Annotated in this window: 13 protein-coding genes; 9 read left to right on the plus strand and 4 right to left on the minus strand. The window is 73.5% G+C overall.

Annotation, left to right across the window (positions count from 1 at the left end):
- Nucleotides 1-67: 67 nt before the first annotated feature.
- The 6 genes from ACIA6C_RS28975 to ACIA6C_RS29000 are packed head-to-tail and all read left to right on the plus strand — an operon-like array spanning nt 68 to nt 7419.
- A complete protein-coding gene (locus ACIA6C_RS28975; protein ID WP_399280264.1) occupies nt 68-412 on the plus strand; it encodes an acyl carrier protein in 345 nt (114 codons plus the stop codon).
- Entirely contained in the window at nt 412-3342 is a 2931-nt protein-coding gene (locus tag ACIA6C_RS28980; RefSeq protein ID WP_399280266.1) for a type I polyketide synthase, read from the plus strand. Before ACIA6C_RS28975 ends, ACIA6C_RS28980 begins: the two co-directional genes overlap by 1 nt.
- On the plus strand, nt 3339-4373 hold the full coding sequence (locus ACIA6C_RS28985; protein ID WP_361139374.1) for a 3-oxoacyl-ACP synthase III family protein: 1035 nt from the start codon (nt 3339-3341) through the stop codon (nt 4371-4373). The genes ACIA6C_RS28980 and ACIA6C_RS28985 overlap by 4 nt, the downstream gene beginning before the upstream one ends.
- A 7-nt stretch (nt 4374-4380) precedes the next feature.
- Nucleotides 4381-6342 carry an HAD-IIIC family phosphatase gene (locus ACIA6C_RS28990; protein ID WP_399280268.1) on the plus strand — a complete coding sequence of 654 codons (1962 nt, stop codon included), beginning with the start codon at nt 4381-4383 and terminating at the stop codon, nt 6340-6342.
- Nucleotides 6329-6568 (plus strand): phosphopantetheine-binding protein, encoded by a 240-nt coding sequence (locus ACIA6C_RS28995; protein ID WP_361139370.1) that lies wholly within the window; start codon nt 6329-6331, stop codon nt 6566-6568. Before ACIA6C_RS28990 ends, ACIA6C_RS28995 begins: the two co-directional genes overlap by 14 nt.
- Complete coding sequence (locus ACIA6C_RS29000) at nt 6565-7419, plus strand: 4'-phosphopantetheinyl transferase superfamily protein (RefSeq protein WP_366080216.1); 855 nt, start codon at nt 6565-6567, stop codon at nt 7417-7419. The genes ACIA6C_RS28995 and ACIA6C_RS29000 overlap by 4 nt, the downstream gene beginning before the upstream one ends.
- Nucleotides 7420-7460: 41 nt before the next feature.
- Here ACIA6C_RS29000 and ACIA6C_RS29005 read toward each other — a convergent pair whose 3' ends face one another.
- A complete protein-coding gene (locus tag ACIA6C_RS29005) occupies nt 7461-8498 on the minus strand; it encodes a LuxR C-terminal-related transcriptional regulator (protein WP_366080217.1) in 1038 nt (345 codons plus the stop codon).
- Nucleotides 8499-8700: 202 nt separating this feature from the next.
- Here ACIA6C_RS29005 and ACIA6C_RS29010 point away from each other — a divergent pair, with 202 nt between their 5' ends.
- The gene (locus ACIA6C_RS29010) at nt 8701-8862 is read left to right on the plus strand and encodes a hypothetical protein (RefSeq protein WP_399280271.1); all 162 of its coding nucleotides are present in this window, start codon (nt 8701-8703) and stop codon (nt 8860-8862) included.
- Between the two features lie 25 nt (nt 8863-8887).
- Here ACIA6C_RS29010 and ACIA6C_RS29015 read toward each other — a convergent pair whose 3' ends face one another.
- Entirely contained in the window at nt 8888-9658 is a 771-nt protein-coding gene (locus ACIA6C_RS29015) for a 4'-phosphopantetheinyl transferase (RefSeq protein WP_399280273.1), read from the minus strand.
- Between the two features lie 303 nt (nt 9659-9961).
- Here ACIA6C_RS29015 and ACIA6C_RS29020 point away from each other — a divergent pair, with 303 nt between their 5' ends.
- Together ACIA6C_RS29020 and ACIA6C_RS29025 are read left to right on the plus strand one after the other, a co-directional pair.
- A complete protein-coding gene (locus ACIA6C_RS29020; protein WP_361139355.1) occupies nt 9962-10807 on the plus strand; it encodes a metallophosphoesterase in 846 nt (281 codons plus the stop codon).
- A gap of 152 nt (nt 10808-10959) precedes the next feature.
- The gene (locus ACIA6C_RS29025) at nt 10960-13656 is read left to right on the plus strand and encodes an AAA family ATPase (RefSeq protein WP_399280275.1); all 2697 of its coding nucleotides are present in this window, start codon (nt 10960-10962) and stop codon (nt 13654-13656) included.
- Nucleotides 13657-13742: 86 nt separating this feature from the next.
- Here the strand turns inward: ACIA6C_RS29025 and ACIA6C_RS29030 are convergent, their stop codons facing one another.
- Together ACIA6C_RS29030 and ACIA6C_RS29035 are read right to left on the minus strand one after the other, a co-directional pair.
- Nucleotides 13743-14666 carry a hypothetical protein gene (locus ACIA6C_RS29030; protein WP_399280277.1) on the minus strand — a complete coding sequence of 308 codons (924 nt, stop codon included), beginning with the start codon at nt 14664-14666 and terminating at the stop codon, nt 13743-13745.
- A gap of 90 nt (nt 14667-14756) precedes the next feature.
- Entirely contained in the window at nt 14757-15572 is an 816-nt protein-coding gene (locus tag ACIA6C_RS29035) for a hypothetical protein (protein ID WP_399280279.1), read from the minus strand.
- Nucleotides 15573-15736 lie beyond the last annotated feature (164 nt).

A 15736-nucleotide genomic window follows, 5' to 3' on the forward strand; every position in this document is an offset into this window, starting at 1 on the left:
ACCCCGGCCGCCGCCCCGGTCGACCCGGCGGCCGCCGCACGGCCCGTACGCACACAAGGAGACCACGATGACCGTTCCCAGCGCCCTGACCGGCATACAGCACACCACCGCGGACGGCGGCGTCCTGCCGCACGAGTGGCTGATGGACCGGCTCTCGCTCTACTTGCGCCGCGCACCCGAGAGCATCGACCCGGGCGTACCGCTCGCCGAGTACGGCATGGACTCCGTGGCGGCGCTCAGCCTCTGCGGCGACCTGGAGGACGAGTTCGGCCTGGAGGTCGAACCCACCCTGCTCTGGGACCACCCGACCGTGACCGCCCTGCTCCGGCACCTCCAACAGGTCCTCCCGGCCCCCGCCCCGGCCGCCGACGCCCTGTCCGCCGCCCTGGCGCCCGCGCGGGACCAGCGCTGATGGGGGACATCGCCATCGTCGGTATCGACTGCGCGTTCCCCGGGGCGGCGGGCGTGCAGGCGTACTGGGACCTGCTGATGCGCGGCGGGAGCGGCATCGGTCCGGTCCCCGCGCAGCGCTGGGAGGCCCGGGAGTTCCCCGCTGTCTGCGGCAGCGGCGGCTTCATCGACGACGCCGATGTCTTCGACAGCGACTTCTTCTCCGTCGCCCCGCGCGAAGCCGCCGCCATGGACCCCCACCACCGGCTGCTGCTGCCCTGCGCCTGGCGGGCGCTGGAGGACTCCGGCCGCGCCCCCGGCGAACTCTCCGGCACCGAGACCGGGGTGTTCGTCGGGGTGATGGGCGGCGAGTGGGGCCGGCTCACCATGAGCGACCTCGCGCGCGTGACCCCGCTGCTCGGCGCGGGCAGCAGCGCCGGGATGGCGGCCAACCGGATCTCGTACCACTTCAACTTCACCGGGCCGAGCCTCGCCGTCGACACCGCCTGCTCCTCCTCGCTCGTCGCCGTCCACCTCGCCGCCTCCTCCCTGCACACCGGGGAGTGCGACACCGCCCTCGCCGGCGGGGTGAACATCGTCCTGTCGCCCTCACTGGGCCTGGTGTACGAACAGCTGGGCCTCGCCGCCTCCGACGGACGCTGCAAGCCGTTCAGCGCGGACGCCGACGGCATCGGGCGCGGCGACGGCGTCGGCCTGGTGGTGCTGCGCAGGCTGGACGACGCGCTCGCCGACGGCCAGCGCGTCTACGCGGTGCTGCGCGGCAGCGCCGTCAACCAGGACGGCCGCAGCAACGGGGTCATCGCCCCCAACCGCTGGTCGCAGGAGCGGGTACTGCGCTCCGCGTACCGGCGGGCCGGCACCACCCCCGACCGCATCGCGTTCGTCGAGGCCCACGGCACCGGAACCGTACTGGGCGACGCCATCGAGTGCGCGGCGCTCGGCGCGGTGCACGGCACCGAGCGCGGGACGCCCTGCGCGATCGGCTCCGTCAAGGGCAACCTCGGCCACACCGAGGGCGCCGCCGGCATCGCCGGTCTGATCAAGACCGCGCTGGCCCTGCACCACCGCATCGTGCCCGCCGGCCTCCACGCCGGCCGGGAGAACCCGCGGCTGCGGCTCGGGGAACGCGGCCTGCGGCTGCTGGGGTCCCCGATGCGGCTGCCGCGCGGGGAGAGCCTCGCCGGAGTCAGCAGCTTCGGCATGGGCGGTACGAACGCCCACGCCGTCCTGGCCACCGCGCCCCGCGCCCCCCGCCCCGCCGCGCCCCGCACCTCCCGGCCCACCGGCGCCCTGGCGCCCCGGGGCGCCGTCGGGGTCTTCACCCTCAGCGCCGACACCCCCGAGGCGCTGCGCCGCAACCTCGCCGCGCAGGCCGAGGCGGTCGCCCGGCGCCCGCGCGGCGCGGCGGCGACCCTGTGCCGGAGCAGCAACAGGGTCAAGACCGGTCTGCCGTACCGCTTCGCCGCCACCGTGCGCGACACCGGCGAGCTGGTGGACGCGCTCCGCGAGGCGGCCGCGCGCCCCGACGCGGCCGGAGGCGCCGCCCGGCCCTGGGGCAGACCGGTGGTCGCCTTCCTCTTCACCGGGCAGGGCACCGAATACCCGGGGATGACCGCCGGGCTCCACCGCGAGTCCCCCGCCTACCGCCGCCACCTCGGGGAGGCCGACGAGGCCCTCGCGGGCCACCTGGGGACCTCGGTGCGCGAGCTGATCCTCAGCGGCGACACCCGCGTGCACCGCCCGGAGTTCGCCCAGCCCGCGCTGTTCGCCGTCGGCTACGCCCTCGCCCGTACCCTCACCTCGCTCGGCGTCACTCCCGCCGCCGTACTCGGGCACAGCCTGGGGGAGTACGCGGCGGCCGTGACCGCGGGCGCGCTCGAACTGGGCGAAGCCGCCCGACTGGTGGCCCGGCGCGGCGCGCTGATGAGCGAACTGCCCCGGGGCGGCGGCATGACCGCCGTCGCCGCCGGCCCCGGCGAACTGGCGGAAGTCCTCGCCCGGGAGCCCGAGGTGGTGGCCGCCGCGTTCAACGGCCCCGCGGACACGGTGCTCTCCGGCCCGGTCGACGCCCTGGGCCGCATCGCCAAGGAGCTGGACCTGCGCGGCACCAAGGCCAGACCGCTGCCCGTCGCCCACGCCTTCCACTCACCCCTGCTCGCCCCGGCCGCGGCGGACCTGCGGACGCTGCCGGTGCGCTGCGCGCCGCCCGCGCTGCCCCTGGCCTCCACCCGGTACGGCCGGATGCTGCGCCACGAACCCATGGACGCCGGCTACTGGGCGGACCAGATCGAGGAGCCCGTGCTCATGGACACCGCGCTGGGAGCGCTCGTCGCGGACATCGCCCCGACCCACCTGATCGAGATCGGGCCGCGCAGCGGGCTGCTGGAGATCGCCGCCCGGGGCGGACGCGCCGCCGGGGCGGAGTTCCTGCACCCCGCCCCCGGTGAAGCCGCGACCGGCCGCGAGCTCGCCGAGACCGTCGCCGCCCTCCACCGGTGCGGGCTGGACCCGCGGTGGGAGGAGCTGTACGAACCCGAGCACCGCGTCGTGGAAACCCTCGCCCCGTACGTGTTCTCCGCCGCCCACCGCTACTGGGACCGGCAGGCCCCGGCCCCGGCTCCTGCGCCGGTGCACGAGCCGGTGCCCGCGCCGGCCGCGGCCCGCGCCGGCGACGACGACCCGGTGCTCCTGGCCGTGGTCGAGGCCGTCAGCGAGGTGGGCGGCCACCCCAGGGAACGCGTCGTACGCGAAGCCCGCTTCCACGAGGACCTCGGCTTCGACTCGGTGATGATCATGCAGCTCAAGAACCGGGTCGAGGCCCGGCTGCCCCGCGCAGGCGAAGTGTCCGTACAGCAGATGCTGCCCGCGCTGCGCTCGGTCGGCTCGCTCGCCGCGTTCCTCGGCGACGTCATCATGGCGAGGTCGGCATGAGCGCGACGGCCGCCGAGCGCGGCACCGTCTACCTGGCCGCGACCGGCACCGCGCTGCCCGGCGCCCCCGTGGACAACGCCGCCCTGGCCGCCCTGCTGGGGCTCAGCGAGGAGTGGATCGACCTCTTCGTCGGCACCAGGACCCGCCACTTCGGCTGGGACCCGGCCACCGGCGAGGTTCGCGGCACCCTCGCCGACCTGTGCGCCGAAGCCGCCGCGCAGGCCGTCGACGGCAGCGGACTCGACCCCGCCGACATCGAGTTCCTGATCCTCGCGACCGCCACCCCCGACACCCTCCTGCCCACCACCGCCAGTGAGGTGGCCGACCGGCTGGGCCTTGGCCACCTGCCGGTCTTCCAGATCCAGGCGGGCTGCTCCGGTGCGATCCAGGCCGTCGACCTCGGCCGTACCCTCGTCCGCGGCGGACGCCGGGCCGGCCTGGTCGTCGGCGGGGACGTCACCCACCGGTTCCTGTCGGCCACCCCCGACGCCGCCCGGATGCCGCGCGAGGAGCTCGTCAACTACGTCCTGTTCGGGGACGGGGCGGGCGCCGCGGTCCTCACGGACGAACCCGAGGGCGAGCGCGTCGCCGTACGGGCGGTGCTCAACTCCTGGACGGGCCAGGGGCTCGCGCCGGGACAGCTGCTGGACTGGTACGGCACCACCGACCGCCGCTCCGGCCGGCGCATGCTCGCCGAGGACTACAAGGCGATCGAGGAACACGTGCCGAAGATCACCGCCGAGATCCTCTGGGAACTCCTCGGCGGCCTCGGCTGGGACCTCGATGACATCGGCTTCCTGCTGCCGCCCCAGCTGTCCGCGCGGATGACCGCGCGGATCGTGGAGCAGCTGCCGTCCTTCTCCGCACGGGAGGTCTCCTGCGTCTGCGAGACCGGCAACACGGGCAACGCCCTGCCGTTCCACCAACTGGACCGGCTCATGCCCGCGTTCACCCCGGGCTCGCGGGCGCTGGCGCTGTGCGTGGAATCCAGCCGGTGGTTCCGCGCCGGGCTCGCCCTGGAGAAGGTGTGAGGCACCGATGACCGACGCAATGGACCGCCTGCGCGCACTGCACGCGCGGGGACTGCTGGAGAAGGCCTACGACCAGGTGCCGGCGCTCCTCGCCGAGGACGCCGACCCGGGTGGCGCCGGCGGCCTCCACGGCGCCGGCGGCCTCCACGGCGCCGGCGGCCTCCACGGCGCCGGCGGCGCGGGCGACCTGGCGAAAGCCGGCCGCCTGCTCGCCCGGCTCGACCCCGACGCCGTACTGGCCCACCACCCGCACACCCCCGTCGTCACCGTCGCCGTCACCGGCCAGTCCACCGTCGGCCACGTCATCGACCCCCTCACGGGCGAGCTGGCCCGCCACGGACTGCTGCTGCGGCCCGTGCCCGGCGAGTACGGCACCTACCTGCGCGATCTCACCGACCCCGGCAGCCCCCTGCGCACCGCCGCCCCCGACCTCACCCTGTGCCTGCTCGACGCAGAGACCGTGTTCGCGCAGGTCCCGGCGGTGTGGCGGCCCGAGGACGTGGAGGCGGCCGGCGAGGAGGCCCTGTACCGGTGCGCCGCACTCGCCGAGGCGGTCCCCGGCACGCTCGTGCTCAACACGCTGCCGCTGCCCCTCTCCTACAGCCGGCAGCTGGTCGACCACCGCTCCCGGGCCCGGCTCGGGGCGATCTGGCGGGAGTTCAACGCCCGGCTCCTGCGACTGACGGAGTCCGCGGACCGGCTGGTGGTGATCGACCTCGAACCCCTCGTGGGCGAGGGCGGCCCCGTCACCGACCCCCGGCTGGAGCGCTACGGCAAGGTGCGGCTCGGGGCCGGACTCCTCGCCGCCTACGCCCGCGAAGTGGCCCACCTGGCGCGTGCCGTCCGAGGCCTCGTCCGCAAGTGCCTGGTGCTCGACCTCGACCACACCCTGTGGGACGGGGTGCTCGGCGAGGACGGACCCGACGGCATCGCCGCCGCCGGCACGCTGCGCGGCGAAGCCTTCGGGGCCTTCCAGAGGTGCGTGCGCCAACTGGCCTCCCAGGGCGTGCTGCTCGCCGTCAGCAGCAAGAACGACGAGGAACCGGTCCTGGAGACCCTGCGCACCCACCCGGACATGACGCTGCGCGAGCAGGACTTCGTGCGGATCAACGCCAACTGGAGTCCCAAGGACGGCAATCTGCTCGACATCGCACGCGCGCTGGACCTCGGCGCCGACGCGCTGGTCTTCGCCGACGACTCACCGGCCGAACGGGCCCGCGCACGCCACGGCGCGCCCGAGGTGGCCGTCGTGCCCCTCGACGACGAACCGGCGCTGCACGTGACGCGGCTGCTCGCCGACGGCTGGTTCGACACCCTGCACCTCACCGACGAGGACCGGGCCCGGACCGGCGAGTACCACCGCCGGCGCGAGCGCGGGGCGCTGCTGAACGCCGGCACCTCGCACGAGGAGTTCCTGCGGGCGCTGGAGGTCACCCTCGACCTCGGGCCGCCCCGCGCCCACGAGTTCGCGCGCCTGTCCCAGCTGAGCTTGCGCACCAACCAGTTCAACCTCACCGGCGGGGGCCACCAGGAGTCCGAGCTGGCGGCGCTGGCCGCAGACCCGGACAGGCTGCTGCTCGCCGCTCGCACCGCCGACCGGTTCGGCACGAACGGCCTGGTCGCGGCCGTACTCGGCACCTTCGAGGCGGGGGCGCTGCGCCTGGACGGCATGTGGCTCAGCTGCCGCGTGCTCGGCCGCGACATCGAACGGGCCGTCCTTGCGGTGCTGCTGGCCCACGCCCGCGATCTCGGGCTGTCCGCCGTGACCGCCCGCTACCTACCGACCGCGCGCAACCACCGCGTCCGTGGCTTCTACCCCTCCTGCGGGTTCACGGAGCGGGCTGCTCCAGCAGGAGGCGAGGACACGTGGGTGGAGTTCCACCATGATCTGACGCGGGCGCCGGACGTCCCCGGGCACGTGCGCGTCACCGCGACCCTGGGGAGAAGGACGGCGGATGAGTCTCGATAACGTCGACGTCTTCCTCCGGGCGGTCCGCGACGACCTCGGCCTGGACCTCCCCGGACCGGCGGGTGCCGACACCGCACTGGTGGACCTGCCCGGCTGGGATTCCCTCAACCTGCTCCGGCTGGTGGCGCTCCTCGAGGAGTCCGGCCACCGCGTCCCGGTGCACCGTCTGATGGAGGCGCGCAGCCTCCGCGACATCCACACCCTCGTGAAGGAGTACCGCCGATGACCGCCCCGGGCAGTCCCACGCTCGGCCCCCCGCTCGGCGAGCCCGTGGCGGTCGCTCCCGGGGGCACGTCATGGGACCGGGTCCGGGAGGACCTCGCCACCCACGGAACCGCGCTGGTCTACGCGTGGCTCAGGGACCTGGAGCCGGGCCTGCCGTCCGGCGACGGGCTCCGCGAACTGCTCGGCCGCGACTGGACGCGCTTCCTGGACCTGACCCACGCCGATGTCCGCAACCGCTACATCGCCTCCCGGATGCTGCTCAAGCACGCGGCGGGGGCGGTGCTCGCCAGTGATCCCGCCGACCTGGAACTGGCGTACGGGCCCACCGGCCGTCCGTACCTGCGGGGGTGCGACCAGATCGACATCAGCCTCAGCCACACCGAGGACCTGCTGCTCGTCGGCCTGACGACCTGTGGACTGATCGGCGTCGACGCGGAGCGGGCCGACCGGGAGATGTACGGCGGCGGCCTCGGCCGCCACATCTGCACGCCCTACGAGTCGGTGCTGCTGTCGGGCATGGCGGAAGCGGAACGCAACGGCGCGCTGGTGCGGCTGTGGACCCTCAAGGAGGCGTACAGCAAGGCCATCGGGCAGGGGATGCAGTTCCGGTTCACCGAGTTCGGCTTCGGCCCGGACGGCAGGCCGGTGCGCGTCCAGCGACCGGACGGCACGGCGGGCACCGGGGACGAGTGGATCTTCCGTACCTTCCCGCTCGACGGCGGCTACGTCGTCAGCGCCGCCGTGTACGACGCGGGCTTCGGCCGTCTCCAGGACGCCCACGTCACGACGATGCTCGACCAGGACTGCGTGGACGCCATCACGGAGGCGCTCGACGAGGACACGGGCTGGTGACCGGTCCGGCCGGGGCGCGATACGCCCCGGCGCACGCCGGATCAGCCGGGCGAGGGGGCCGAATCGCCGGAGAGCATCTCCTGCCGGGCCGCGTTGTAGCCGGCCTGGAAGCGGCTCGTCGCCTCCAGTTCCTCGGTGATGTCGGCGATGTGGCGCCGGCAGGTGCGGACCGACATGCCGAGCCGGCGGGCGACCATCTCGTCCTTGTACCCCTTCGCCATCAGCCGGATGATCGACCACCGCAGCTCGTCGGAGGAGGCGGTGGACCGCTGGGTCTCCACCACATAGGCGGACGCGCCGTCCCAGAGGTACTCGAAGACGGAGCACAGGAACGCCACGAGCGTCGGCTCGCGGACGATCGCCGCGCCCGGCGCGCAGTCCACGGAGGAACGTTCAGGCAGGAAGGCGACCTCACGGTCGTAGATGATCAGCCGGTCGATCACTTCGTCGGCGGTACGGATCTCGGCGCCGTGCCGGGTCACGTCGCGGACGTAGGAGCGCGTGGGCAGGTCGTTGCGGGCCGTGTGCTGGTAGATCGTGCGGATCTGCACTCCACGGGCGAGCGTGGAGAGGGCCGACTCACGGGCCTGGTCGAGGAGATCGGCCGGCCGCGCACCGCCGGGCTGCACGGTGAGCAGCTCGCTCTTGCAGTTCTGGCTCAGGTGGTCGAGCATCGCCTGGATCCGCGAGACGTCCGTGATGATGTCGAAGGCTTCGAGCCGGTTGCGCAGCCTGCGGCCCTCGAAATAGAGCGGGGTCAGGGACAGGAGCTTGGCGCGCACGTCGGTGACCGCCTGCTGGAGGTCGCGGATCTGGCGCTCGGCGGGCGCCACCAGGGAAGCGGCGGCCACGTCGGGGGTGACGGGGGTGAGTTCGGCGGGGTTGCCCGGCATCGACTGCAGCAGGCGCACGCCGCGGAGCACGCGCTCGACCCGGTCGATCTCCTCGGGTGTCAGGGACAGCTGCTCGGCGACCTGTTCGCGCACGAAGCGGCCGGTCTCGACGGCCAGCCCGTAGGCGGTGGCGCTGACGTCGTCCAGCTCTGCGAAGCCTGAATCCGGTCCCTCCCCTGTGAACATCTCAGCCCCCACTGATCGATGTAATTGCTGCCACGTAACTTTACGCCAGCGTGGGCCTCTTGGCGTGATTGATCGATGTCGAGCACTCTATTCGCATCACCCGGGGTCGCCAAAGCCGGAAAATTCGGACAGGTGCGGGTGCTCGGAACCTGATCTTCAACTGGGGGAAGGCGTGAGGGTAATTTCGGGCAAATTCTCTGCCATGTGCTTGACCGTACTCGCGGGTATAGTCCTGGCCGTCATGGGCGCGCAGTTCATGTCCGGGTCCGTCGTGGCGAACGCGTTAAACCTGTCGGTCACGATCGTGGGGAACAGCGGTATCACCGACGCCCCGCAGGTACCCGAGGACGACCGCTGGGGCTGACCCCGCGACACCGTCGGCGAACCGGTCAGCAAGCGCTCCCCGCAGGGCAGAGGCGGGGGGCGCTTCGCCGTTGCGGGGCACCCGCGGCGACGCGCGGGGCGTCCGCGCCGGCGGGCCGGGTGCCCGCGGCGACGGGCCGGGCGGCCGGGACGGCGATCGCGCTGAGCAGCACGCCGTCCGCCGCGGACCAGCGGCCGCTGAACGCGTGCGGCCCCGCCGTCGAGAGGGTCGCGGGGTCCGGCAGCAGCCGTGCCCGGAACGTCTCCTCGGCGGCGTCGATGCTCACCAGGGCGTCGGTGAAGTCCAGTTCCTGACCCGTCAGCGGGAACCACGTCTTGTAGACGGCCTCCTTGATGCTGAACAGCAGCCGGTCCCAGGAGACCTCCGGGACGGCCCGCGCCAGCTCCCGGGTCCAGCGCAGCTCCCGGGGCAGCGCGATCGACTCCAACACCCCGGCGGGCAGGGCCGTGTTCGTCTCCGCGTCGATGCCCACCGCCGCGAACTGGGCCGAACGGGCCAGGGCCACCCCGCGGAACCCCGCGCAGTGCGTCATGGACCCGACGACGGAGGGCGCCCACTGCGGGGCACCGCGCCGGCCCGGTACCACCGGAGCCGGCGGCAGCCCGAGGGAGTCCATCGCCCGGCGGGCGCACCAGCGGACGGTGCCGAATTCCAGCCGCCGCTTCGGTACGGCGTTGCGGATCAGGCTCTCCTCCTCCGGGTAGAGGAAGACCTCGGACGGGTCGGCGGTGGCCTCGGCGGTGGCGACGTCCGCCGGCAGGAGCTTCGTGAGCACGGCATTCCCTCGGGTCGCGGTATCGGTGCCGGCCGGGGTCGGCCTGACGACTCCACGCTCGCGCCACCGCGCCGCCGGGGCCAGGAACGTGAGCCGCGCCCGGACCGATCGGGCCCCGGAAGACCGCCCGGCCGCCAGTCCGCTGCCATCCGCGCACCCGTACGGGCGCCGCCTGCCCCGACGCTGGCACGCCCCGCACCGGCATTGCCATGCGCCTGCCATAGCCCTGACGGCGAAGCCGGGAGGCAATTCAGGGGCCCGGCAGGGGTGCCGGGCGCGCCGGAGCCCGTCCAAACTCACGGAATGCCGCACGGAAACCTCATGGGCATCAGCGACCTCCATGTCGCATTCCCGGAGAACCGCAGGATCGTCGAGGAGCTGTATCCCGAGAGCCCCGCCGATTGGCTCGTCATCGCAGGCGACGTCGGAGAGTCTCCCGAAGACCTGCGGTGGGTGCTCCAACTGCTCACCATGCGATACGCCACGGTGATCTGGGCGCCCGGGAATCACGATCTGTGGACGCTGCGCGACGATCCCGAGGGCCCCCGCGGCGAGGCGCGCTACCGGCTGCTCGTCGAAATCTGCCGCTCGTTCGGCGTGCACACGCCCGAGGACCCCTACCCCGTCTGGTCCGGCCCCGGCGGCCCCCTCGTCGTGGCGCCCCTGTTCCTGCTGTACGACTACTCCTTCCGCACCCCGTCGGCGGCCACCAAGGAGCAGGCCCTCGAAGAGGCCTACGCGGCAGGGGTGGTGTGCAGCGACGAGTTCCTGCTGCACCCGGACCCCTACCCGTCCCGCGAGGCCTGGTGCCGGGCCCGGGTCTCCCTCACCGAAGGGCGGCTCGCGGCGTGCGACCCCGAGCTGCGCACGGTCCTCGTCAACCACTTCCCCCTCGTCCGCAACCCCACCCGCGTGCTGCGCCACCCCGAGTTCGCCCAGTGGTGCGGCACGGAGCTGACCGCCGACTGGCACCGGCGCTTCCGGGCCGCCGCCGTGGTCTACGGCCACCTGCACATCCCGCGCACCACGTGGCACGACGGCGTGCGCTTCGAGGAGGTGTCCGTCGGATATCCGCGCGAGTGGCGAACCCCCGGCCACCCGCGGAACGTCCCCCGCCGCATCTTCCCCGCGGCCGGCCGCGGGGATTGATGCCTGGCAGCTTCCGGACACCGTGAGGAGTCTTCCCCCGGCCTACACTGAGGCCTGATTTATCGCTCAAGCATTGCTCGATCATTCCTGTATCCGCATTCGTTCATTTCACCGAACGCGCGGACCGGGGCCACTGGGGGACTCTTATGGTGTTGTTCCGCCGTGCCGAGGAACTATCCCTTGCCCATGCGCAGATCGAAGGCTGCGCGGAAGGGAACGCCGGATTACTTCTCATCGAAGCGGCCGTCGGCTGCGGTAAAAGCGAATTCCTCGAAGCCGTCGCCGCACACGCCCGTTCCCGCGGCTGCGTCGTACTGCGCGGTATGGGAACGGCCGCCGAAAAGGGCGATCCGCTCGGCGTACTGCGGCAGCTGACCGCCGACGCCCCGGCCGGAGCACTGGCCCACCCGCCGCAGGCGGCCGACGCGGGCCGCATCGAGGTCATGCAGGCCTTCGCCCTGTCCGTCCGCGAACTCAGCGCCACCGCGCCCGTGGTGATCTGTGTCGACGACCTCCACCACGTCGACGAACTCTCCACCCGCCATCTGCTGCACCTCGCGCGCGCCGGCCGGCAGGCCCGGATCCTCCTGGTGTTCACCGAGTCCCTCCACGAACGCGGCGCCGACCCGCTGCTGCGCACCGAACTGCTCCGGCTGCCCCACTTCGTACGGCTGCGGCTCGAACGCCTGCGCCCCGAGGCGGTGCGCGCGATGTTCCCCGACCGCACGGAGGCGGAGACCGGCCGGCTCCACCAGGCCAGCGGCGGCAACCCGCTGCTGCTGCGCGCCCTGCTCCAGGACCCGTTGATCCGGCTCGGCGACGCCTACGCCCAGGCGGTACTGGCGTGCCTCCACCGCTGCGGGGCCGTCACCACCGAACTGGCCGAGGCGATCGCGGCACTGGACGTGCTGGCGGGCCCCGCGCACGTCGCCCGGCTGAGCGGAACCACCGAGACCGCCGCCGCCCGGGCGGTCGCGGCACTCGACGCCGCCGGCCTGCTCGACGGCCCGGGGCTGCGTCACCCGGCCGCACGCGCCGCCGTACTGGACCGGATGGACCCCGCCGCGCGCAGCGACCTGCACCGCAGGTCGGCCCTGCTGGCCCGTGCCGCCGGCGCACCCGACACCGAAGTCGCCCGCCACCTCCTCGCCGCCCGGCACACCACCGAGGACTGGGCCCTGCCCGTACTGCGCTCCGCCGCCGACCAGTACCTCGCCGACGGTGCCCCCGACCGGGCCGCCGCCCTCCTGCGGCTCGCCCACGAAGCCTGCCCGGACGACGCCCGGCGCGCCGACATCGGCATCAGGCTCGCCGCCGTCGCCGCACGCACCGACCCGGCCGCCGCCGAACGCCACCTCCTGGAACCCCTGGCCGCCCTCGCAGAAGGCCGCCTCGAACAGCGCGCCTTCGGCCCCCTCGCCCGAATCCTGGCCGCCCAGGGCCGCATCGACGAGTCGGCCGCCGTACTGGAGCGGATGGCCTCGCCCGACGGGCGGCCCCCCGCCGCGGTCCGCCGGCCCGGCGAAGTCCCCGGCGACGATCCGCTGGACGGCCTCTCCGCGTTCCCCCGGTGGTCCGCGCCCGACCGCGCCACCGCCATCACCGACCGGGGCGCCCCCCTGGCGGGCCGCCCCGCCCGCACCGCCACGCACCCGGCGGCCCTGTGGGCCCTGCCCGCAGAGCCGGAAGAGGCCGCGGCCGCCCAAGCCGCCGAACTGTTCCTGCGCGGCGCGACCCTCGCCGAAGGCACCGTCGAACCCGTAGCACAGGCCCTGCGCACCCTCCTGCACCTGCACGGAGCCGCCCGCGCCCTGCCGTGGTGCGAGGGGTTCGTCCGCCAGGCCCGCCAGCGCGGCGCCACCGGCTGGCAGGCCGAGTTCGCCGGCCTGCTCGCCGAGGCACGGCTACGCCTGGGCGACCTCACCGGCGCCGCGGAAACCGCCGAAGGTGCGCTGCGCGCCGTTCCCGAGCGCGGCGGCAGCGCCCTGCTCAGCGGCGTCGCCGGCACCCTGGTGCGGGCGTACACGGCCATGGGCCGTCCCGAGGCGGCCGCGGCCGTCCTCAGCCGGCCCGTCCCCGACAAGCCGGCCGGCAGCGTCCACGGCCTGAACTACCTGCGCGCCCGCGGCCAGCACGCCCTGGCCACCAGCCGCTTCCACGCCGCGCTCGGCGACTTCCTCGACATCGGCCGCCACATGAAGCGCTGGGGCCTGGACCGGCCCCGGGTACTGCCGTGGCGGACGGACGCGGCGGAGGCCCTGATCCGGCTCGGCGAGGCCCACCAGGCCGAACGGTTCCTCGCGGACCAGCTCACCACCCGCGACGCCGACGACCCCTGGGTGCGCGGCATCTCCCTGCGGCTGCGGGCCTCGCTGCGCGAACCGAAGGAGCGGCAGGCGCTGCTGGCCAAGGCGGTCGACGAACTGCACCGTTCCGGCGACCAGTACGAACTGGCCCGCGCCATGACCGACTTCGGGCAGGTCCTGCGGGAGCTGGGCGAACCGGCGCGCGCCGCCATGGTCGACCGGCGGGCCTGGCACGTCGCCAGGGAGTGCGGAGCCGAAGCCCTGTGCGTGAAGATCCTGCCGGGCCACACCGGCGACAGCCCCGGCCCCGGAGAGGGCGCCGACGGCCCGGACGCCGACCTCGTGGCGAGCCTCAGCGACTCGGAGAAGCGGGTCGCCCTGCTCGCCGTACACGGCCACACCAACCGGGAGATCGCGCAGAAGCTGTACATCACCGTCAGCACGGTGGAACAGCACCTGACCCGCGTCTACCGCAAACTGGACATCCCCGGCCGCCAGGCCCTGCCCGTCGACTTCCACCTGGGGGTCGCGGAACTGGTCTGAGCCGCGGGCGGTTCGCGACGGCGGCCGAAGCAGCCCGGCCCGGGGCGGGGAAACCCTCGCCCCGGGCCGGGGACCGGACGTCCGGTCTACTGCTGGTTGTCGCCGGTCTTGAAGTCGATGAGGACCTCGCCGGTGGCCTTGTGGAGCACCAGGGTGGAGTCGTTGGCCCCGTAGGAGAGGTAGGCGCCGTTCTGGCCCCACGTCTTGGTGTCCCAGACGGCGCCGCCCTTGCCTTCGCCGCCGTCCTTCTTGTACGTGACGAGGTTGCCGTCGTTCTGCATCCGGGTGTAGGCGCCGGGGCTGTAGTTCCAGAAGCCCCGACCGTAGTCCTTGCCGCGGTAGAACACCGCGAAGTAGCCGCGGTTGTCCTGGGCCAGGATGGAGTTGGCGGCCGACATCCAGGTGCCGCGCTCCAGGTTCTGGCCGCCGGAGAGGGTGTTGTTCCCCACCTTCCACGTCTTGGTCGCCCAGCCGGCGGAGTTGTCCGCGCGGTAGACGACGAGGTTCGCGTCGTCCTGGAAGTCCAGGTGGCCGCCCGTGTTGCCCCAGGTGCCGGAGTTCCACAGCGCCCCGCCCTTGCCCGGGCCGCCGTCCTTCTTGTAGATCACGAAGTTGCCGTCGGTCTGGAAGACCGCGTAGGCGCCCGTGTTGCCGTACGTGCCCGAGGCCCACAGTTCGGCCCCGGCCTTGTGGTCGAGGACCAGGTTGCCGTCCGGCTGCATGAACAGGTAGCCGTTCTCGGTCTCGATGTACTCGTTCGAGGCGAGCACGTCGCCCGGGCGCAGGGAGACGGCGCCGGCCGTCGCGGTGAGGGCCGTCGCGCGCTGCCGGTTCTTGGCAGCGGCCTTGGCCGGGACGCCCTGGGGCTTCTTGGCCGGGACCTTGACGGTGGTCGTGTTGCCGGTCTTGCCGTCGGCGGCCTGGGCCATCGGGGCGACGAGCACGCCGGCCGAGACGGCGGCGGCGATGAGCGCGCCGGTCCAGGCGGCACGCTTGCGGTCGAGAGTCATTCCTACCCCCCATGAGGAAGACAAAGAGTTGAACGCGTTCGATTCAACGGAGATCAGTTTGTACGGGCCCCGCTCGAATGGCAAGCCGATTCAGGCCGGGTCGGCGGTGCCGCTCTGCCACAGGACGGCGTCGGGGTCCTTCGCCAGGAGCACGAGGTTCCCGTCGGCCTGGAACACCAGGTGGGCACCGGGGGCGTTCCAGGTGCCGGTGGACCACAGGGCGCCGCCCTGGCCCTCGCCGCCGTCCTTCCCGTAGACGACGAAGTTGCCGTCCGACTGCATCCGGGCGTAGGCGCCCGGCCCCCAGGTGTTGGTGGACCAGCGCTCGGCCAGGGTGTGGCGGTCGCGGATGCTGAGCTTGCCGGTCCGTTCCATGGCGAGGATCGCGTTGGGGCTCCAGGTCCAGTTCCCGGAGCCGATCTGCCAGGTCGCGTAGACCGCGGTGTCGACCATCCACGTCCCGGTGCTCCAGGCCCCGGAGCCGTCCTGCCGGTAGACGACGAGGTTGCCGTCGGACTGCAGGTCCAGACGGGCGCCCGGGTTGCCGTAGGAGCCGGCGGCCCACAGGGCCTTGCCGGCGGCGGAGTAGACGACCAGGTTGCCGTCCTGCTGGAACGCCACGGTCGCGCCCGGGTTGCCGTACGTGCCGGTGGCCCACAGGACCCCGCCGGACACGTGCGCCAGCACCAGGTTGCCGTCGGACTGGAGCGTCAGCACTGCGTTCTTGCTGCGTGCGACCTCGCCGGCGCCGTGCGAGGTGCCGGGCTCGAAGGCCTGCGCCGCCGCCGACGGCTTCGGAGCCGCCGGAGCCGCCTGGGCCGCGGCCGGGGCCGCGAGCACCCCTGCCGCCAGAGCGGCGGCGACGAGGCCCGAGCGCAGCACCGTGCGCTTGCGTATGACTGCCATGTTTCCCCCCACATCAGTGGTGTCCTGCTGATGGGCCGTTGGGCCCGGTGAACCACCGAGACTGCCATGGACCTCTGACAGCCCCACGCGGAGGGTCACCGGTGGTGCGAAGGTGACGGGGGGAGGACGCGGGGCGGGAGGGGCATGGCAAGCTCATGGCAAGG

Source organism: Streptomyces sp. NPDC051578, from assembly GCF_044454045.1.
Taxonomy (GTDB): domain Bacteria; phylum Actinomycetota; class Actinomycetes; order Streptomycetales; family Streptomycetaceae; genus Streptomyces.